Genomic DNA, 19777 nt, shown 5'->3' on the forward strand with positions numbered 1-19777 from the left:
CGCGGAGCTGCTGCGGCTTTGCGCCGGTCATCCGCTGCAGAGCCATGCGGCGGCGGACGGCTTCATGGCCGCCTTCGAGCTCTTGCAGCACGAGGCCCTGGGCAGCGAGGCCGTGCTGGACCTCGTGGCGGCGTGCAGGCAGGCGCCTGTGTCGTCCAAGCCCGTCGTTCCGGACGGGGATCAGGCAACTCCGGGGATCGCTGCACCGACGAATGCGGTGCGAGAGGCCGACGACGAGAAGCTCGCCGATATCCTCGCCCGACAGCCATCGTCGGCTCCCTCTCCCGGACCATGCTGACAGTCACGCGGCGGGAGATCGACAGCCTCGCTCGGCGCCATAGCCACGCCGCTTTGCTTGCTTTTCGGGTGAGCCCTCGCCCACCGTCCACTCTCTGCCACCCAGGCCTTCTCGGCTGAAGAGAAGGAACCAGGATGACGGCCCTCACCTGGAGAGCTGGGGCACGAAGGCCGATGTTCAGGCCGGGCAAGACACCCCGCCCCCCGTTCCAGGGAACGCGCGGTCCGGGAGGGGGCTCGAGAGCCTTCTCCTGAAGGAGCCCGGCCATTCCGCCAGGAAACCATGAGGTTTTCGCGGCGCCCGTCTCGGGACGTGCGCAACGCCGCGCTGGGACTCTTGGGAGGGTGGGAGCGAAGTCCGCCCCCGGAGTCCTGCCTCTGACGGCACATGTTGAAAAACCCCGGCGGAAACCTGAGAGGCCTTGCACGTGAATGGCGGCGCGTCCCGAAGAGGTCTTCGGGGCTTCAGATCGGTTTCATTTGGCTTGAGAGCCATCTGGCGAAATCAGCCTCGCTGAGCTGCCCCGAGGCTAGATCCTCCATCATCTGGACGCCTTCGACCGGGGGAGGCCGAAAGGCGAAGCCGTTGAGCCGCAGGAACGTGAGGGCCGTCACAAAGCCCGTGCGCTTGTTTCCGTCCACGAATGCATGAGCCTTGGAGATGCCAAAAGCATAGGCCGCTGCGATATCCGCGAGGCTGGCGTCAGTATATGCGGCGAGGTTCATCGCACGGGCGCAGCCCATCTCCAGAAGAGCACGGTCACGCATGCCGGAAGCACCGCCGTGGCGGGCTATCTGTCGATCATGAATGGCGAGGACGGCGGCGAGGGGAACCCAGATTGGCTCCGTCATGCGAGGGCTTGCAGCAGATCGCGGTTCTCATCCATCACGATTTCCGCAGCGGCGAGAGCGGCCGCGATCGCTGGATCATGCGGCGTAACCTTCAGGCTGCCATCATCGCCGCGCACCACGAAAAGCGTATCACCCTCTTTGGCGTCGAGGATCGTCAGCATTTCGGTCGTCAGCGTCATGACCGCGGAGTTGCCCACTTTCCGGATCTTGGTCTCGATCATGCCACGCTCCCTTGGATATATGGAAGTATATACGCCATCCTTCGCGTCCAGCAACCCTCTCGACATTTACTGTCAGGGCTGGCCCCAGTGTCCTGTTCTCACCACAGGTCGCCCAGGGCGCCGATACTTGCGGCCATCCAGCGCAGGACCTGCTGGTCGAACGCCGCGCCCGAGGCGCGCAGCAGCAGGGCGATCAGCAGCCGCGGGATCTGCGCTAACAGAAACGCCGCTGCTCGGGTGCCGAGGCGGCCGAGGAGGGAGGCCAAGCGGAACGGACCGGGGCGCTTGGGGTCAGACTGCGGCGCCGGCTGCGGGGCGGGATCGAACGACATGGGGCTCTCCATCACGGGATCGACGGTCGTGCCTTCGTCCCCCAGGCCGATTGGCCGTGTGTGCCACGCGCCAGGTGGACGGGCGGCCGATGTGGAAGGAGACCGTCATAAGATGAAGAACCAGTTTCGTTACCCTGCTACGATTGATAGGGGGCGGGCATGTGCCGACCCTACCTGCATCATCCTGCAACACCGGACATCTGTCAATATTTTCGTAACAAGGTGCTGAAATGGACGTGATGCAATGCCGGGCCGCCCGCGCCATGCTCTCGCTCGGGGTGCGGGAGCTGGCGGCGCTGGCCGGGGTCTCGCCCGACACCGTGGCGCGCCTCGAGCGCGGCGCGACGCTCAAGCCGGCGACCGTCGAACGGATACAGGCGGCGCTCGAGGCGCGGGGCATCGTCTTCCTTGATCCCGGCGATCGGGCGCCGGGGTCCGGACTGAGCCTCGATGCCCCGTCCGGCCAAGGGCGCGCTGTGGACTGAACGCCTGCCGATGACGCGGCACCGGGGATCCAGGTCGGGCCACGCGCCCCGTGGCACCGTCTGCCTCCCCGGGGCATCCCGCTCTGCCCCGCGTCCATCGGCCGAACAGGCTATGCTGGCCAGACGGCATCGGCGCCTTATCTCGACCAGTGGGTGGGGGTAGTGGGCTGTCTCGTCACGCCGGGACGACGGCTCGTACCAGGTGAGACGTGTTCATGATGACAGATCCCGGGCTGCGGCCCCTGTCCCTCTTCTTCATCGCGGCAGGCTGCGGCGTGCTGCTGGCGCTGCTCGTCAGCCTCGCCGCCGATCCCGGCCGACAGGTCGTGGCATCCGGTGCGCCAGGGTCTGAGCCGGCATCGCACCTCCTTGAGACGGCAGGGGCCGGAAGCGGCCGCGTCGGACGCGAACCATAGGCATTGTCCTCGCCCGCGCTTCGCAGGCTTCCAGCCCCTTGAGGGGGCGGCATCCCGTCCCCCCCTGCACGGCTTGCCGCCCCCGTCGCCGGTGACCGGGTTTCGATGGGCCGTGATCCCGCCGCTCGGGCGTCCCCGCCGCAGGATGCGCGGCAGGGACCGGGCCCGTTCAGGCGCCAAGAGCGGGAGAATGCGCCCTTACGGCAGCTTATCGGGCTGCAGCCAGTAGACCCGGGCGGTTCCCGCATGGCCCGGCAGCCGCCTGTTCTTCTTCAGGCGGCCGTTCTCTCCGGGGATCAGCGCCCCGCATTTAAGGGCCACCCGCGCCACGAACTCGGCATCGCGATCGGCGCAAACCTGCGTGCGCCAGGCTTCCGGGGTGACGAAATAGGTGATGCCGTCATCCTCCTCGTTCTCCAGCCTGTAGCCACACCGATCGCGCACGATCTGTGAGGAAGCACTGGAGAGGGGATCGTCTTCCCCCGCCGGGCCGTAGGGCGCTTGCCGCTCGAGGCTCTCGAACCGCGATGCGCCGTGGAGTTCGAAGAAGGCCTTCAGGGTGCGGATGGCGTCCAGCTCTTCCGCGGACTTCGTAGTGTCGCGCCCCGCCTTCCAGGCCGCGAAACAGGTGGCGGCGGCCTCGAAGGCAGACGCTTCCCTGTCCCAGGGCAGGACCCCCCACCGACAGGCCAGGGCCCCGGCCGCGGCGATGACCGCGAACTGCCGGGCGACCCGCTGCACCTGCGGATCATCCTCGGGCGTGGTGATCTGCGCGATGAATGCCTTGATCATCTCGCGCGCGGTGGCTTCGTGGGCCTCCGGGTTGACGAGGAACTCCTCCACGAAGGCCGGTCCCGCCCGGCCGTAGTGGCGATCGGTCTCGTCGAGCAGGTAGCCCGTGAAGGCCCGCTCGTCCGCGAACCCGGAAAGGTCCTCGAAGCTGGTCTCGTCGTCGATCAGCATGGGGAGATCGACCATCCGGACGGTGGTGCCGGCCTGCACGCCACTGCGCCTGAAGGTCGCGCTGGACGCGATGCGGGCCGCAATGGGATCCTCGCCCGAGGACAGCACCAGCGTGCGCCACCGGGCGGTCGGCTGCACCCGGCCGGTCGTGGTGGCGCGCGCCTTTCCCTGCCCGCTGGCCAGCATGTAGCAGATCTCGCCGAGTCGGTCGGTCGGCGCCAGCCCGATCTCGTCGATGCACAGCAGCGTGTCGTTGTGGTTGACCGCGGTGCCCTCGAGCGCGCTGTCGGTGGTCCGCCAGGACTGCGCGAACCCGAGCTCGCCCCCGCCGCCCCAGACCGATCCCGCCAACCGCAGCATGGTGGACTTGCCCCGGGAGGATTTGGCGTGGAAATGCAGCCCACCGCCGGGCTCGCCCAACCGGGTCAGAAGCGGTCCCGCGAAGGCCGCCGAGAGCGCAAGCGCCGCACGCGAATTGGCCTCGACGCGGCGCGCCAACCGCTGCCAGCCCCTCAGGGTACCGTCCTGACGGAAGAGGTGCTCGCGCCCCTCCATGTCCAGCATGACCGATGCCGCGCCCTCGGTCTCCTCGGGCAGCAGGAGCTCGGGCAGCAGGAACTGGTTGCCGACCCAGCCGGGGCGCGTGACCACCTGGACGGTGCGTGACGTCGAGGAGGACTGGATGTACTCCCCCATGGCCTGGCGGCCGGCACGGTCCTGAGCGCAGCGCAGCCCTTGGCGCATCAGCAACTCGCGCATCTGCCGCCCATCATCGGCGAGCATGCTGGAGGGCACGATGACCGGCACCCACTTTTCGGCCGGGTTCAGGAGCGCCACCAGGTATCCCCAGCCCGCGCCGCCCTTGTCGGTGCGGGTGCGGCCAATGACGACGAGGGGCGAGCAGACGAAGAGCCGGCCCTTGACCCGGCTGTTGCGGTTGGGCGCATCATCGAGCTGGTAGACGCCCTGCGTGGAGAGGCTGAAACCCTCCGGCAGGGCCTGGATGTCCGGGTGGTTTTTATTCAGCCAAGCCCAGACCGGGTCCATGGCATCCGCCTTTTCTGCGGAGGGCAGGACATCGCCGGCGACGGGCAGCGCCTCGCGCTCAGGCTGTACGGGGGCGGCAGGCGCCGCTGCCGCAGCAGGGGTCGACAGGATCGGCGCATCCTCGACGGTCTGTGCGGTCTCCGCGGTGATCGGGGTCATCTCGGTCATCCGATCACCTCCGTCTTGCTTGCCGGACGGCCACGGCCACCCGAACGGGAGGGCGCGGCCTGCGTCCGGGTACGGCCCCTGTCCGGGCCAAAGAAGGCGTTGGGATGTCTCATGTGGACATGCTCCATTGTTCACGGACGCGAGGGTCCGCGGGATTAAGTTCATGAGACCTGAGAACAGAAGACCTGGGGTCGGGTGGATGGGATGTGGCGTCGTGCCACCCGGGGTGTCTTCCGCCGCTAAGTCCCGGCGTGAGACCAAAATCTCATGACGGCCCCGGCCCATGCAACGGCATTTCCGCACGTTGGCGTGCAACCATGTGGAAAACCTCCCCAGAAGGACCGAAACCCTAACAATTGTTAAGGTCCTGGCCGAGTCCGGCGGACCTCCTCACGCGGGCTCTTGGCTCTCAGGCCCTCGACCCGCCCATCTCGATGAGCATTCTTGGTGGCCATAGGTGACCCATTGTCGTCGCGGCCTCCAGCCTTCCTGCAAAGTCGAAGGCGCTTGGCCGGTGTTCCCATGTTCCCTTGTTCCCTCAAGAAGTATGACTTCAGAACGAGGTCGCAGGGGGCAGCTCTATAGCGTAACGAAGGGAGGGCCTTTCGGACGGGGAACGGGGGATCAGGGGAACCGAAGAGGGAAAGGACCCGATGTCGGTCCAGGGAGCTCGCAGCGTCGGGCACGTCCTCATGTGCGAGAATGGGGTTGGCTAATGACCGGTCGGACAATGGGGTGCGAGCAGCCGCGTGTCGATCATGCGCGACGCCGGTGTCGCTTGCCGGCGGCGCCATTTCTGCCGGCATTGCTGGACGCACTGCCCCCTCAGGACCCGCCGGGACGAATCCCCCTGATCCGGATCAGTTTCCGGGGGCGGGTCGACGGGAACGATGTCAGGCGCGGCCTTTCGGGCCGCATGACAGATTGCTTCGAGTGCGTTCCGCTCATTGCAGAGCGGCGGATCGACTGGCCCCGGTTGGAGGGGCGAACGCGAGCGTCGCGTTGCCCCGTCTGCCGGGGCCAGGCTCGCCCGACGCCAATCGCTGGCTTGATAGCAGATCCCGCCCGGGGCGCGCGCCTGCCGTCAGCTCGTCCAGTGCCGCCCGGGGAACGCCCAGTAGCACGCCGCAAGCGGTACCACCCGGGCTTCCTTCCGGTCCAGCGGGCAGCCGACGATCACGTTGCCCTCAAGGTCGAGCGCGTAGATCTCCTCTCCGGTGCAGTCTGCCGGCAGTTCGACCGAAGGGAGATCGGCGAGGTCGACGTAGTCATGGACGCTGCCCTCCACGATCCGGCAGAGCGCGGCCATCTCCAGCAGCCATTCGAGCAGGACCTGCGCCTCCTGCCGATCCCAGTTCCTGACCTCTTTGGACAGTTCCTCCAGCTGCAGCCAGCCAGCCTTCAGCTCGTGCTGCCTCGGCGTCCAGAACAGGGGCGTGTTCCGAGCGCGGGCAGTCTCCACGAGTTTCCGAGCCAGCTCCGCCTCCTCGGTCGCGATCGCCAGCAACTGCGGGGCCTCATCGCCTCCCGCCTGCGCCTCACGCAGCGCCAGAACGATCGTTTCAGCCTGGATGCGATGCAGGAGAGCAGCCTCGAGGACATCGGCATGCGACAGGCAAAGGTGCCACAGCACCCGTCCATCGGCCTCGAAGTCGAGATAGTCCGGATCCATGCGCACCGCACGGCGGACGATCGCCTCGTTTGCCGTCTCGAGCAGGCGCAGCAGTCCGATGTCGGCATCGAACTCCACGCGCGAGGCCGGGCCCGCCAGGCGGAACCGGGCCGCCCGGTCTTTGAGGCGCTTCAAGGCACTGGTCATGCCCGCGAGGGGGCCCGCCTGGGGAGCGGGGGAAGTCTGGTTTTCAATCATTCGAGCAACTTTCTATGTTCGCGAAATCTTGCCCCCGGGGGGGACGCTATGAGAGGGTGCGAACAGAAGACCTGGGGGAGCCGGGTGGGGTGATTGGCGTCGTGCCGCCCGGCTCCATCATTCATCCGACCGCATCTGGTCTCGGCCTCAAAATCCCATGCGTGCCCTGCTCACGACAACAGAGATCTGAGGCAGCGCTCGACGAAGATGTGGACAACCGGCCAAGACGCAGCTTGGAACGGCATGAAATCCCAAGCCTGTTAGTGTCTTGCCTGTATCTCCCAAGACTGGTCCGAGGGGCGGCTTGCGCTGATATACCCTTGCCCCGCCCTTTCTTCAGGCTCCCACAGGACTTGGATCTTCGGCGGTTCCAAATCCCGATTGAAGCTCTGGGCAGGTGCTGTGCGACGAAGCGTTCCCGGGTTCCCCCGTTCCCTCCGGCAGAGGGCAAGTCTACCGCCTCGCCTTGCCATCTCCCTGCTGCACCTCGCCGCGCCCTAAGACCCTTGCTTCAAGAGGGATCAGGGGAACATGGGAACGGGAAGGTCTAGGCGCCAGCTTGCCTCGGGGATGCTCGGCCCCGCCTGACATCGACTTGTCGCGGGTCTACTCATGACGGGGGGAGTCTTTGTGTCGAACGCCGAGGAGAAGCGCATCCGCGCGTCCGAGGGCGACATCGAGATCCGCGAAAATACGCTCCATCGTCCTCTGGTCCGCCTGCCGTCCTTCAGGATTGCGCTGCCGGGATGTTCCCTTGACCTCAGTCCGAGGAACTTGTGTCCGCCCTTCCTCCTCGCCCCGCGTGCCGGGCGCGCCGCGACACGCGCCCCGAGGCGTGGCGCCGCCCAGATCCGTGCCGTTTGGCGGCCAGTGATCTCCTGCATGAGACCGAGGTTCGTCATTTCACCCAGCAGGGTCAGCGCGGTGCGGATCGACACGCCGATCGTCTCGGCCAGCAGAGCCGAGCTCAGCACCGACGCGGTGCCGAAGGCCTGCACCGCATCGGCCATGCGCGAGCGGCCGCCCCTGCCCGCGCCGCAGCCAGTCGCGGACAGCGCAAAGCAGCCGACCTTCGCCTCGGAGAGCCGTGCGAGATTGGCGCCGAGGGTCATGAGCCCCGCCTCGCTGCCCGGCGGCCATGGCAGGAAGCTCCGGTGACTCAGCGCCAGCGCCGGCGGCGAGACCCACTGCGCCTCGACCCGGCCTGACAGGCCGCGCAACACGTCCTCGACGATCGGGCTGGCACGCTGCGACAGCGCGGGCGTAGCCGGCCATCGCCCGGGCCGCGCTCAGGATCGGCATGTCGCCGGCCCCTAGTCCTGCGAAGATACCCTTGATCTCGGCGTCCTCGAGCCGCTGGTCTTCAGGCTTATCTTTCGGGTCCATGCCAAGCCCCATGCCGGTGCCTGCTGCGCTCTTGAAGCGTCGCATGGTCTGGATCGGCCGCGCCAGAGGATGGCCCGGTGCCTTCAGCAGACGGATCAGGCTCAGCGCCAGCTCCGCGCCGGTCGGATCCGCATCTTGGCTTCCATTCTACGCAATGAGTGGCAACAAGTCGCCTTCAGAGATCCGGATGCCTTTCAGTCCCGCGCTCGCCATGGCTTCGGCCAGCGCAATCTCCGAGCGTCACAGGTTGCCGACCTTCGGCTCGGCCCGGGCCATGGCTTCCAGACGCGCGGCCAGAACTTCGGCCCGCATGAAGGTCGAGACGATGCTTCCCGCTGTCTCGGTGGCGTCGAAGGACATCAAGCAAATCCCTGCTTTACTATATACTTCTTAATTTAGTTGATGATAGATCGACTTATTTTCAGCCAACTTAGTGGATTGTAGGGATGCTTCACCCGACTACCTGAAAGCGCCGCCGAAGGGAGGATCCCATCCAATCTGGAAAGGCACGACAGGAGGAGGGGAAGTCTCATCTTCGTTCTGCGCGCTTCTAGAAAAGGGGATTAGGGCCCTTGGTCTTCCCTTCCCTGTCGCCCCCGCACAGGCTGCGCGCCTCTTGCCAGTGTTTTCAAACGACCGTATCCACACGTTATCCCATATTGAAAATGGGTGCCTATGGCCCTTATCGGCTACGCCCGTATATCAACCGACCCTCAGAACACAGCCGCGCAGTGCCGTGCTGAAGGCCGCGGGCTGTGTCGAGATCCCCGAGGAGTTCACCTCGGGCGCCATGCGGGTTCGGCCGGTACTGGGCAAGCTGATCGCGCGCCTCGGGCGCGGCGATGTGTTGGTCGTCGTGCGCATCGACCGTCTGGCGTGCTCGCTGTCGCATCTGCTCGGCGTGATCAAGACGCTGGGGACCAAGGGCGCGCCTCTCCAGTCGCTGAACGATCCAATCGACGCCACCCCGCCACAGGGCAAATTCACGCTGAAGTTCCTCGGCGCCACCGCCGAGTTCGAGCGAGTGCTGATCCGGGAGCGCATCATGACAGGGAAGCTAAAGTGGGGCCAAGAGGCCGGCCAGAACAGCTGCCTTTCGCCTCGATCGACCGAAGGGCTCAGCGCTTCGAATGGGTCCCGTCCGACAGGATCACCTCATCCATCGGCACGTCCCATGGCATCGGATAGATGCTCGGCAAATCGCAGCCTGCGAAACCCAAACCGACAATCCGTGGCTGCGGATGAAGCCGCGCCAATGTCCGGTCATAATAGCCGCCACCATTGCCGAGCCGGTAAAGATCCCGGTCGATGCCAACGAGGGGCGCGATGACGATATCCGGCACCCGGGCCCCGCCATTCACCGGCACGGGAATGTTCCAGATGCCACGGGTCATAGGGCAGCCGGGCGACCAGGCGCAGAATTCGAGCGGCAAGGTTTTGTCGACGACGACCGGAAGCAAGATCCCCGCGCCGGCCGCATGGGCCTTGGCCATCCATGGCCGCAGATCCGGCTCCCCGCGGATCGGCCAGTAGGCCGCGATGGTAACTCCAGGTTTCGGCGCGACGATCCTGTCGAGACCCTCGATCAGGCCCGCCGTCGCCCTTTCGCGCTCATGCGAAGGCATGGTGCGGGCCGCGAGAAGCCGCGCTCGCTCGGCGCGTCTGAACCGCGCCACGTCCCGCGCCGTCCCGGCATCGACCGGATGCCCGTCGACGAGCAGATGGGCATAGCAGGGCGAGGAACCTCCACCAGTGTCGTCTTCCATTCAGGATCACCCCGTTGCGGTCCATGCGGTCCGAACAGCCTACCGCAGCACGGGCAAAGGCAATAGGAAGCCCTGCCAGTTAATCGCGGCGCGTCTCAGGCGGCTGCGCGCTCCCCTGCCCCGCGTAGCAGCAGCCGAATGATGTCGGAGCGGGTCAGGATGCCGACCAGCCGCTCCTCTCGCACCACCGGGATGACCTCGCTGCCCTGCCCCGTGAGCCGGTGCAGCAGCGCGCCGACCGGCATGTCGTGCGGTACCGCCCGCGCGGCGGGCTGCATCACCTCCGATACACTATGGCGCGATGGTCGGGATTTGAAGGTCAGCGAGCGCCCTTGGGGCGCCACGGCATCGAGCAGGTCGGCCTGCAGCACGATACCGCGCAACGTCATGTCGTCTTCAACGACGGGAAGGCTCTTGATGGCGTGGCGGCGAAACAGCCGCGCGGCTGCCGGCAGCGGAGTGTCGGGCCGCACGGTGATCAGCCCGGTGGTCATGATGTCGGCGCAGGTCGTGCCGTCGAACCGATGTCGGGCTGCCTCCGCCTGCGCCCCCGCCAGCATGCGGCCGAGATCCACCACCCCGAGGTTGGCCGATTGGTTGAATCGGTCGAGCAGCGCACCGAGCTGCGCCTCCGACAGGCCGAGCCGCGGAGCGGGATCCTCCGCCCTTTCCGGTTGGCGGAAGGGATACACCCGCCCCGTGACGCGGTTGTAGAGCACAGCGACGAGCACCAGCGCGGCTGTGGTCAGCCCCACAGGCATGAGCGCGAAGAGCGGCCCCGTCTCCAGCGCCGGTCCCGGCTCGAGCGCAGTCAGCAGCGCGACGGCGCCACCGGGCGGGTGCAGCGCCCGCAAGAGCATCATCACGCTGATCGCCGCCCCGACGGCCGCGGCGACTGACCAAGGAGCAGGAACGAGTTGGACTGTCGCCAGTGCGACGAGCGCCGCCGACACATTGCCGACCACCGCCGACCATGGCTGTGCCAGCGGCGAGTTCGGAACGCAGAAGACCAGCACGGCCGTCGCTCCCAAAGGTGCGACGAGGTGGAGCGAGGAGGCACCGAGTCGGGCCGCTACCGCCACGCCGAGAGCGCATAGCCCGATCCCCAGAAACGCGCCCAGACCTGCACGCAGGGCCTCGGTCCCATGGAACGCTGGAAGCGCCGAGTAGAGATGATGCCATGCCCGCATCCGAACCTCCTGCACTGCCCGAAGACCGGGCAACTGCGACGCCCTATGCCTTAGACGCAGGCGATGAGGAAACGCCCGCGGGACGGGAAAAGGAGATCGTTCTTCCCACGGTATGGATGGGAGAACATGCATGCCAGACAGGGTCTTGAAGCCGCCTTCAAATCCGCGTCGGCGTAGAGCGCCGATCATGGTTGATCTCATAGTGCCTCTGCTGAACGGACGGGCCGCCCATCGACGGGGGTCATCGCCTAAACCGGCCAAGAAACCGAGCTACCGCTCACTCCCATGATCATGAATCGCAGGACACGCCGCGATGTGAGCCGGAACGGTCGGCACCCTCGCCACCGACTTCGGTACATCGGTCATCAGGCCCTCAGCTCTTGCCGTCTCTGGTATCCCAGTGAAGTGAGGCGCCTTCAGCCAAGCCGATCAGAGCGACCCCGATCGGAGTTAGGACCGAAATCCGGCTACACGCGATGTCGGCCTTCTCGGGAAAGACGGGCGTTACGGTCTTTTCCTGGCCTGTCGTCTCATCGCGATAGGTGACTGCACGGCCGATCGCCACCATGTTCGAGGGAAGCTTCGCCGCCGGGACGATACGGGCTCGATCGATCTCGCCAAGCAATCAGTCGGCAAGGTCCGGAGAAGACCCCGTGAGCGCCCTACCCTGAGCCCACCAAGGCGTCGCGGTTCAAGTATCGCTCGCCTCCTGTCCCTTTTCGGCTGGCGCGGGCCCCGTCCTGCGGACCCGGCACCAGACGGCGTCGTGGTCGGAGAGGGGCGTGCCGTCGGGCGAGATGGAGGGCAGGATCTCCTGCCCGAGCGCGGTCAGGCCGCGGCTGGCGAACCAGTCGAGCTTCATCTTGCGGTCGGGGTGCGGGGTGATGAGGCTGGGGCGCGTCGTCGGGCCTTCGGCGTTGGGGGCCCAGCTGTAGCCGCGCGCCTCGGCCAGTGGAAAGAGAGCCTCCTTGCGCCAGTCGAACTCCGGCGGCACATGGTTGCCGGTATTGAGGTCTCCGCCGATGAGGACGGGCAGATCCGGCGCGAAGCGGTCGATGCCGTCGAGCAGGACCCGCATCTGCCGGGCGCGATGGTCCGATCCGGCGTTGCTTTCGAGATGGGTCGAGACGACGCAGAGCGGGCCGCCTTGCGTCTCGATGACCGCCGCGAGGGCCATGCGCCCGCCCAGGCGCGGCTGCTGCGGGTCCGCGCCCGCCTCCTCGGCGTACCAGTGGCCGTGATCGTCCAGCCGGATCAGCGTGACCCGGCTGAAGGGAGCCTTGGACAGGATCGCGTTCCCGTGCCAACCCAGGGCGTTGAAATCATCTTCGCAAAAGCGCCGCTCGGTCGGGCCGCCGAGATCCATCTCGTGGAACTCGACGCCGTAGGCATAGCTCATGCCGAGCGCCTCGGCCATGGCGGCGGCGGTGTGGCGCTGCCCGGTGCGGGCCATGCCGTTGTCCATCTCGGACAGAAGCACGATCTGCGGCGCATGCTCCGACAGCCGGGCGGCGCTGGCCTCAGGGAACAGGCCGCGTTCGAGGTTCCAGGCCACCACGGAGAGGCTCTCGGGCAAGGGATCGGCCGCAGCGCGCCCCCCGGTCTCGACCATCCGCATCGCCGGCACCCGTGTCAGCATCGCCCGGTGCGCGGCGGTCGTGCGCGGCCCGGCGAGAAGCCGCTCGCGCAGCACGGCGGTGACCGGCGGCAATCTGTCGGTGACGGTGATGTCGGAGAGGTCGTGCCCCGGCAGCAGGCCGCTCACAGCCGCATTCCCGTCTCGCGATCAAACAGGGCGAGCGCCTCGAAAGGCAGGTCGATCCGGTGGCTGCCGGTGGTCGCATCGGACTCCTTGAGCGCATGCGCCGTGAAGGGCTGCCCGGACAGCTTGCCATGCAGCAGCCGGTGCGCGCCCAGCTCCTCGACCAGCGCCACGTCGAAGGTCGCGCTGCCGCGGCCGAGACGGACATCCTCGGGGCGGATGCCGAGCGTGATCGGCCCGCTCCGGCCGCCGGGCGCGTCCATCACGGCGGTGCCGTCGGGCAGGCGCACGGCGCCCGTCTCGAAGGCCGCCTCGATCAGGTTCATCGGCGGCGCGCCCATGAAGCTCGCCACGAAGGTGGAGGCCGGGGAATGATAGATCTCGGCCGGGGTGCCGATCTGCTCGATCACCCCGCCGTTCAGCACGATGATCCGATCGGCCATGGTCATCGCCTCGACCTGGTCATGGGTGACGTAGATCGAGGTCACGCCGAGCCGGCGCTGGAGCGCCTTGATCTCGATCCGCATCTGGTTGCGCAGCTTGGCGTCGAGGTTCGACAACGGCTCGTCGAAGAGAAACAGCGCCGGGTCGCGCACGATGGCGCGGCCCATGGCGACCCGCTGGCGCTGCCCGCCCGAAAGCTGCGCGGGCTTGCGGTCGAGGTGGTCGGTCAGGTTCAGCATCCTGGCGGCCTCTTCCACCTTGGCGGCGATCCGGTCCCTTGGCGTTCCCCGGTTCGCGAGGCCGTAGGCGATGTTGCGGCGCACGGTCATGTGCGGGTAGAGCGCGTAGTTCTGAAACACCATGGCGATGTCGCGATCCGCCGGGCCCACGCTGTTCACCTCGCGCCCGTCGATTGTGAGCGTCCCCCCGGTGATGTCCTCCAGCCCCGCGATCATCCGCAATAGCGTGGACTTGCCGCAGCCCGACGGGCCGACGAGCACCAGGAATTCGCCATCCTCGATCTGGAACGAGGTGGGCCGCACCGCCTCGAAGCCGTTGGGGTAGACCTTGTGAACGCGGTCCAATGTGACTCTTGCCATCTTTGTCGATCCTTACTTGTCGGACTCGGTGAGGCCCTTCACGAACCACCGCTGGAAGAAGACGACGACCAGCACAGGCGGCAGCACCGCCAGGATCGCCAGTATGTTGGAGCGGCCGTATTCGGGGATGTGCCCGCCTTCGAGACCTTGCGTGATCTGCTTGATCCCCTGGACGAGGGTGAACTTGCCCTCCTCGGTGGAGACCATCACCGGCCAGAGGTACTGGTTCCAGCCGAAGACGAACATGATGATGAACATCGCCGCGATCATCGTCCGCGACAGCGGCACCAGGATGTCGATGAAGAATTTCACCGGTCCCGCGCCGTCGATCTTGGCCGCCTCCAGAAGCTCTTCGGGCACGGACATGAAGAATTGCCGGAAGAAGAAGGTCGCCGTGGCCGAGGCGATCAGCGGCACGATCAGCCCGGTCCAGCTGTTGAGCAGGCCCAGCTTCTGGGTGATCTCGTAGGAGGGGACGATCCGCACCTCGAGCGGCAGCAGCAGCGTGGTGAAGATCAGCCAGAAGGCCAGCGTGGCGAAGCGCAGGCGGAAATAGACGATGGCATAGGCGGCCATCATGGAGATGACGATCTTGCCGAGGGCGAAGCCGAGGCCCAGGATCATCGAGTTGCGGAACATGTTGAGCCCCGTCGTCTCGCCCGAAAAGCTCATGCTCTCGGTCAGCGCCTTTTCGAGGTTCGGCCAGAACCGGTCGCCGATCTCGAAGGAGGGGCCGGTCCGCATGATCTGCGCGTCGGGGATCGTGCTCATCTGGACCAGCATCAGGAGCGGCGCCAGCATGAAGAGGGCGCCGGCGATCAGCACGGCATGGTTGCCCACCGCGCCCCAGCGCAGCGGTCGGCGGTGACGCCGCGCCGGGGCCACCGGACGGGCGGCCCGGGCCTGCTCCGGCGGCAGGAGGATGGTGTGGGAAAGCTCGGCCATGATGCGCCTCAGGTGTAATGGATGCGCCGCTCGACGAGGCGGAACTGGAAGACGGTGAGCGCCAGCACCAGCACCATCAGCACGACCGATTGGGCGGAAGAGCCGCCGATGTCCTGCCCGCGGAAGCCGTCGAGATAGACCTGGTAGACGAGCGTCACCGGCTGGTCGCCCGGGTTGTTGCGCAGAATGGTGTCGATCATCCCGAAGGTGTCGAAGAGCGAATAGGTGATGTTGATGATGAGCAAAAAGAACCCGGTCGGCGCCAGCAGCGGGAAGGTGACGGTCCAGAACCGGGAGATGCCCGAGCGGTTGTCGATCAGCGCCGCCTCGCGCACGGCGCGCGGGATCGACTGCAGCCCCGACAGGAAAAAGATGAAGTTGACCGGCACCTGCTTCCAGACGCTCGCCACGATCATCGCGAAGGCGGTGTCGAAATATTCGAGCCGGACCCGGAGCAGCCAGCCGAACTGGGCGAAGGCCTCGGTCAGCGGGCCCCAGCGCTGGTTGAAGAGGATGAGGGCGATGAAGCCCGCCACCGGCGGCGCCACCGCATAGACCCACATCAACAGCGTCCGGTAGGTCCTGGCGCCGCGCAGCACCGTGTCGGCCTTGACCGCCAGAAGCAGCGCGATGGCCAGCGAGAAGAAGGTCACGAGAAAGGAAAACCACAGCGTGAACCAGGCGTTCTTCATGTATTGGGGGCTGTCCCACAGCCGGGTGTAGTTCTGCAGCCCCACGAAGGTCTCGCCGAAGCCGAAGGGGTCTTCGAGGAAGAAGGAGGATCGCAGGGCCTGCCAGGCGGGCCAGTAGAAGAACAGGCAGATGATCGACAGTTGCGGCAGGAGCAACAGGATCGGCAGCCAGGGATTGTCGAAGCCGGCGCGTTTCATCGAAGGGTCCTTGAACGGGGGGGCGGCCGCCCGGGGCGGCCGCCTTGGGTCTCGTGCCCGCAGGCTCAGTTGATGGCGGTCTGCGCGAAGCGGGCCAGCAGCGCGTTGCCTTCCGCCTCGATCGTGGCCAGGGCGTCCTCGATGCTGGTCTCGCCGTTGAGGAAGCGCGACAGCTCGCGGTTCTCGACGTCACGGATCTGCACGTAGAAACCCATCCGGTAGCCGGCGGTGTTCTCGCCCGCGGGCAGCATCAGCTGCTTGATGCCGGTCTCGGCGGCCGGGAACCGGTCGTAATGGCCGTCTTCCTTGGCCATCTCGTAGGCGGCGTTGGTGATCGGCACGTAGCCGGTCTCGCGGTGCCACATGTACTGGATTTCCGGCGAGGTCAGGTATTCGAGGAATGCGGCCGTGGCGGCATCCTCCTCGGCCGGGTGACCGGACATCGCAAAGAGCGAGGCGCCGCCGATGAAGGTCTGGTAGCCCTCCCGGGTGATCTCTTCCCAGTAGGGCAGGTAGGTGGAGGCCCACTCAAACGGCAGGTCCATGGCGGCCAAGCCGCCGAAATCTCCCGAGGAGCCGATATACATGGCGGCCGATCCGTCGAGGAAATACGCCTTGTTGTCGTCCCAGGAGGTGCCGTGGAAGCCGAAGAGCCCGGCGTCGAGCCATTCCTTCACCTTGGTGAAGTGCATCGCCATCTCGGGCGAGTTGATCAGGATCTCGGTGCCCGCGGCGCCGTCGTAACCGTTGTCGTTGGTCGCGAAGGGCAGGTTGTGGCGCGAGTGGAAATTCTCGACGAATTCCCAGGGCAGATGCGTCTGGACCAGCGGGGTGTAGCCGGCCTCGAGGATCGCGGGGGCGATCTCGGCAAATTCCTCGTAGGTGGCGGGCGGCTCGACACCGGCCTCGGCCAGCGCGTCGGCATTGTAGTACAGCACCGGCGAGGAGGAGTTGAACGGCATGCCGATCATCTTGCCGTCGCTGTCGGCATAGAAGTAGCGGACGCCGGCGATGTAATCCTCGATGTCGAAGGCGTGGCCGTTGGCTTCGAGCAGGTCCTGCACCGGGACGGCCGCGCCCTGTGCGCCGATCACGGTGGCCGCGCCGGCGTCGAAGACCTGCACGATGTTGGGCTGCTCGCCGGCGCGGAAGGCGGCGATCGCACCGGTCAGGGTTTCCTCGTAGGAGCCCTTGAAGACCGGGGTGAGGCTGTAGTCGTCCTGGCTCTCGTTGAAGCCTTCGGCGATCTGGTTGACGACCTCGCCGAGATGCCCGCCCATGCCATGCCACCAGGTGATTTCGGTCTGGGCATGGGCCGCGTTGGCCATCAGACCGAGCGAGGCGATCGCCGTCGTGATTAGGGTAGGTTTCATGTCGTTCCCTCTGGTCCCGGACGCGGCACGGCGCGCCCCCTGTCTGCAATCATCGAGACGGCGGCGGCCGCCGCTCGCGATCCCGTCGCACGTACAGGACGTGCACCCGGAACCGCTTAGGGCCGGGTCGTGATGCTTTGGCGAAAGTTTTCTTTAAATTTTGTGACATGTTACGCTACAGGGGGGCATCTCGGTGATGACCAAGGGCAAGCAGCCACCGGCGCAGCGATGTTGCGCAGATCGGCTTCGGGCCGGCCGCCTGACGAACGCCCCCTCCCCCGCGCGGGTCGGGCCGAGGCCTTCGAGGCGCAGCCTCGGCATCTGCATCACGGCGCAGGACGGCATCCTTGCCGTCCTGCACGGGCAACCACTTCTCGGGCGGAAGCGGCCAAGCGCGGGGTCCGAACCGGCGCGCGGGGCATGGGATGAAACCGGTGGCCCGCGCGCCTTTTCTCGGCGCGACGGCTTGCCGCGGGCCGTTTCGGGGTCTTTCATGGCGAGGATCAAAGGAGGACAGCACGATGAGACACTCGAAGTTCCTGGCCACGATCCCGTTCCTGCTGGCCGCCGGGCCGCTGGTGGCGCAGCAGGCCGCCGATGCCATCACCACCGAGGGCACCTCCTCGGGCGAGATCGCCGGGCTGTCCGAGGCCGCGCGCGCCGCCATGCAGGCCAAGGCGGCAGGCCAGCCGGTGGAGGCCGAAAACTGGATGGTCGCCGCCGCCAACCCGCTCGCGGTCGAGGCCGGGGCGGATGTGCTGCGCAATGGTGGCTCGGCCGCCGATGCGATGGTGGCGGTGCAGGCGGTGCTGGGCCTCGTGGAGCCGCAAAGCTCGGGCCTGGGCGGCGGCGCCTTCCTCGTGTGGTACGACGCCGAGACGGGCGAGCTGACCACGCTCGACGGCCGCGAGACCGCGCCGCTGGCCGCGACGCCGACGCTGTTCCAGGACGAGACCGGCGAGCCGCTGCAGTTCTTCGACGCGGTGGTGGGCGGCCTCTCGGTCGGCACGCCGGGCACGCCGCGGCTCATGGAGGCCGCGCATGAGAAATGGGGCACCTCCGACTGGGCGGGGCTGTTCGAGGCGGCCATCTCCCATGCCGAGGACGGCTTCGAGGTCTCGCCGCGCCTTGCTACGCTGGTCGCCGGCGATGCCGATCGGCTGAAGCGCTTCCCGGCCACGGCGGAATATTTCTTTCCCGGCGGCACCGCCATCGCCGAGGGCGACATGCTCAGAAACCCCGATTATGCCGAGGTTCTGCGCGCCATTGCGGAGGGCGGGGCGGACACCTTCTACGAGGGCGGGATCGCCGCCGACATCGTGGCGACCGTGCAGGGCGCCGAGGGCAATCCGGGCGTCTTGTCCGAGCGCGACCTCGAGCTCTACGACGTGGTCGAGCGCGCGCCGGTCTGCGCCGAATACCGCGACTACGAGGTCTGCGGCATGGGGCCGCCGTCGTCGGGCGCGCTCACCGTGGGGCAGATCCTCGGCATGCTGGAGACCTACGATTTGGGCGGCATGGGTCCCGACAGCGCCGAGGCATGGCGGCTGATCGGCGACGCCTCCCGCCTCGCCTTCGCCGATCGCGGCCGCTACATGGCCGACAGCGATTATGTCCCGATGCCGACCCAAGGCCTCGTCGATCCGGCCTATCTCGCCGAGCGGGCGACGCTGCTGTCGGGCGACGACGCGCTGCCCGAGGTCTCGCCCGGGAGCCCCGAATGGCAGCACGCGATGCTCTGGGGCGACGACGCCTCGATCGAGCTGCCCTCGACCAGCCACATCTCCATCGTCGATGCGGATGGCAACGCGCTGTCGATGACCACGACGATCGAGAACGGCTTCGGCTCGCGGCTCTTCGTGCGCGGCTTTCTTCTGAACAACGAGCTCACGGATTTCAGCTTTGCCACGCATGACGAGGGGCGGCCCATCGCCAACCGGGTCGAGCCGGGCAAGCGGCCGCGCTCCTCGATGTCGCCGACCATCGTGATGCAGGGCGACGCGCCGGCGCTGGTGATCGGCTCGCCCGGCGGCAGCCGGATCATCGGCTATGTCGCGCAGGCCATCGTCAACTGGGCCGATTGGGGCATGGACGTGCAGCAGGCGCTGGCCGCGCCGCATCTCGTGAACCGCTTCGGCACCTTCGACCTGGAGGCCGGGACCGAGGCCGAGGCGCTCGAGGCACCGCTTCAGGAGATCGGCTTCGAGACCAATATCCGCGACCTGACCTCGGGTCTGCATGCGATCGAGATCGGCGAGACGCTCAAGGGCGGGGCCGATCCGCGGCGCGAGGGCATCGCCCTGGGCGAGTGAGCCGCGCTTGATAGGTGTCCTGCCCGCCGGGCAGGATGGTTTCGGGCGGGGCGGTCGCAGGACCGCCCCGCCGATCTCAGGCGAGCGCCGCCCGGCGGCGATCGAAATAGGCGTTGGTCACCCGCACCACGACCGGCGACAGCAGCAGCAGCGACACGAGGTTGGGGAACGCCATGAAGGCGTTGAGCGTGTCGGCCACCAGCCAGACGAAATCGAGCTGCGTCACCGCGCCGATCAGCACGAAGCCGGTCCAGAGCAGCCGGTAGGGGATCTGCACCCCGGTCCCGCCGAGGTATTCCCAGCATTTCTCGCCGAAATAGGCCCAGCCGAGGATCGTCGTGAAGGCGAAGATCGCCAGCGCGATCGCGAGGAAATACTCGGGTCGTTTGCGGGAGAGTGTGAAATCCTACGCTAAGCTGACAGCGGTCGTTCGTGCAGCGCGCGGCGAAGGTCGGCTTC

At 66.9% G+C, this 19777-nt stretch carries 16 protein-coding genes and 3 pseudogenes; 4 read left to right on the forward strand and 15 right to left on the reverse strand.

Annotated features, from left to right (window positions below):
* Window positions 1–298 (forward strand): hypothetical protein (locus CJ301_RS17115; RefSeq protein WP_162620597.1); only part of this gene is annotated, 298 nt, incomplete at its 5' end.
* Window positions 299–762: 464 nt separating this feature from the next.
* Here the strand turns inward: CJ301_RS17115 and CJ301_RS17120 are convergent.
* From CJ301_RS17120 to CJ301_RS17130, 3 genes are all read right to left on the reverse strand, one after another.
* Window positions 763–1149, reverse strand: coding sequence for a type II toxin-antitoxin system death-on-curing family toxin (locus CJ301_RS17120; RefSeq protein ID WP_099278572.1), 387 nt, complete (start codon window positions 1147–1149; stop codon window positions 763–765).
* Window positions 1146–1370 (reverse strand): AbrB/MazE/SpoVT family DNA-binding domain-containing protein, encoded by a 225-nt coding sequence (locus tag CJ301_RS17125; RefSeq protein ID WP_099278573.1) that lies wholly within the window; start codon window positions 1368–1370, stop codon window positions 1146–1148. Before CJ301_RS17125 ends, CJ301_RS17120 begins: the two co-directional genes overlap by 4 nt.
* A gap of 98 nt (window positions 1371–1468) precedes the next feature.
* Window positions 1469–1702: a hypothetical protein gene (locus CJ301_RS17130; protein WP_099278574.1), complete on the reverse strand. Its 234-nt coding sequence runs from the start codon at window positions 1700–1702 to the stop codon at window positions 1469–1471.
* Window positions 1703–1932: 230 nt separating this feature from the next.
* On the opposite strand from CJ301_RS17130, the gene CJ301_RS17135 reads away from it, so the two are divergent.
* On the forward strand, window positions 1933–2187 hold the full coding sequence (locus tag CJ301_RS17135; protein ID WP_099278575.1) for a helix-turn-helix domain-containing protein: 255 nt from the start codon (window positions 1933–1935) through the stop codon (window positions 2185–2187).
* A gap of 614 nt (window positions 2188–2801) precedes the next feature.
* On the opposite strand, the gene CJ301_RS17140 is transcribed toward CJ301_RS17135, so the two are convergent.
* The 3 genes from CJ301_RS17140 to CJ301_RS17150 all read right to left on the reverse strand — a co-directional run bounded on the left by CJ301_RS17140 (window position 2802) and on the right by CJ301_RS17150 (window position 7763).
* A complete protein-coding gene (locus tag CJ301_RS17140; RefSeq protein WP_162620598.1) occupies window positions 2802–4781 on the reverse strand; it encodes a DUF927 domain-containing protein in 1980 nt (659 codons plus the stop codon).
* Window positions 4782–5865: 1084 nt separating this feature from the next.
* A complete protein-coding gene (locus CJ301_RS17145) occupies window positions 5866–6651 on the reverse strand; it encodes a hypothetical protein (protein WP_099278577.1) in 786 nt (261 codons plus the stop codon).
* Window positions 6652–7172: 521 nt separating this feature from the next.
* Entirely contained in the window at window positions 7173–7763 is a 591-nt protein-coding gene (locus tag CJ301_RS17150) for a hypothetical protein (RefSeq protein ID WP_162620599.1), read from the reverse strand.
* A gap of 949 nt (window positions 7764–8712) precedes the next feature.
* On the opposite strand from CJ301_RS17150, the pseudogene CJ301_RS17155 reads away from it, so the two are divergent.
* Window positions 8713–9091, forward strand: a pseudogene (locus CJ301_RS17155) (recombinase family protein); the annotation flags it as partial.
* Between the two features lie 64 nt (window positions 9092–9155).
* Here CJ301_RS17155 and CJ301_RS17160 read toward each other — a convergent pair.
* The 8 genes and pseudogenes from CJ301_RS17160 to CJ301_RS17195 form a co-directional block, all read right to left on the reverse strand.
* Window positions 9156–9803, reverse strand: a complete 648-nt coding sequence (locus CJ301_RS17160; protein ID WP_099278579.1) for a 5-formyltetrahydrofolate cyclo-ligase — start codon at window positions 9801–9803, stop codon at window positions 9156–9158.
* 95 nt (window positions 9804–9898) lie between these two features.
* Window positions 9899–10993, reverse strand: coding sequence for an HPP family protein (locus CJ301_RS17165; protein ID WP_099278580.1), 1095 nt, complete (start codon window positions 10991–10993; stop codon window positions 9899–9901).
* Between the two features lie 373 nt (window positions 10994–11366).
* A pseudogene (locus CJ301_RS17170) lies at window positions 11367–11639 on the reverse strand (GreA/GreB family elongation factor); the annotation flags it as partial.
* A 45-nt stretch (window positions 11640–11684) separates the two neighbouring features.
* Window positions 11685–12758: an endonuclease/exonuclease/phosphatase family protein gene (locus tag CJ301_RS17175; RefSeq protein WP_254050193.1), complete on the reverse strand. Its 1074-nt coding sequence runs from the start codon at window positions 12756–12758 to the stop codon at window positions 11685–11687.
* Window positions 12755–13798 carry an ABC transporter ATP-binding protein gene (locus CJ301_RS17180; RefSeq protein WP_099278582.1) on the reverse strand — a complete coding sequence of 348 codons (1044 nt, stop codon included), beginning with the start codon at window positions 13796–13798 and terminating at the stop codon, window positions 12755–12757. The genes CJ301_RS17175 and CJ301_RS17180 overlap by 4 nt, the downstream gene beginning before the upstream one ends.
* 12 nt (window positions 13799–13810) lie before the next feature.
* Window positions 13811–14743 (reverse strand): ABC transporter permease subunit, encoded by a 933-nt coding sequence (locus CJ301_RS17185; protein WP_099278583.1) that lies wholly within the window; start codon window positions 14741–14743, stop codon window positions 13811–13813.
* An 8-nt stretch (window positions 14744–14751) separates the two neighbouring features.
* Complete coding sequence (locus CJ301_RS17190) at window positions 14752–15633, reverse strand: ABC transporter permease subunit (RefSeq protein WP_099278584.1); 882 nt, start codon at window positions 15631–15633, stop codon at window positions 14752–14754.
* A gap of 65 nt (window positions 15634–15698) precedes the next feature.
* Entirely contained in the window at window positions 15699–17006 is a 1308-nt protein-coding gene (locus tag CJ301_RS17195) for an extracellular solute-binding protein (protein ID WP_099278585.1), read from the reverse strand.
* A gap of 521 nt (window positions 17007–17527) precedes the next feature.
* On the opposite strand from CJ301_RS17195, the gene ggt reads away from it, so the two are divergent.
* Window positions 17528–19318: a gamma-glutamyltransferase gene (gene ggt / locus CJ301_RS17200; protein ID WP_099278586.1), complete on the forward strand. Its 1791-nt coding sequence runs from the start codon at window positions 17528–17530 to the stop codon at window positions 19316–19318.
* A 76-nt stretch (window positions 19319–19394) separates the two neighbouring features.
* Here the strand turns inward: ggt and CJ301_RS17205 are convergent.
* Window positions 19395–19685 (reverse strand): annotated as a pseudogene (locus CJ301_RS17205) (alanine:cation symporter family protein); the annotation flags it as partial.
* Window positions 19686–19777: the final 92 nt, after the last annotated feature.

The organism is Limimaricola cinnabarinus (assembly GCF_002723615.1).
Lineage (GTDB): Bacteria > Pseudomonadota > Alphaproteobacteria > Rhodobacterales > Rhodobacteraceae > Limimaricola > Limimaricola cinnabarinus_B.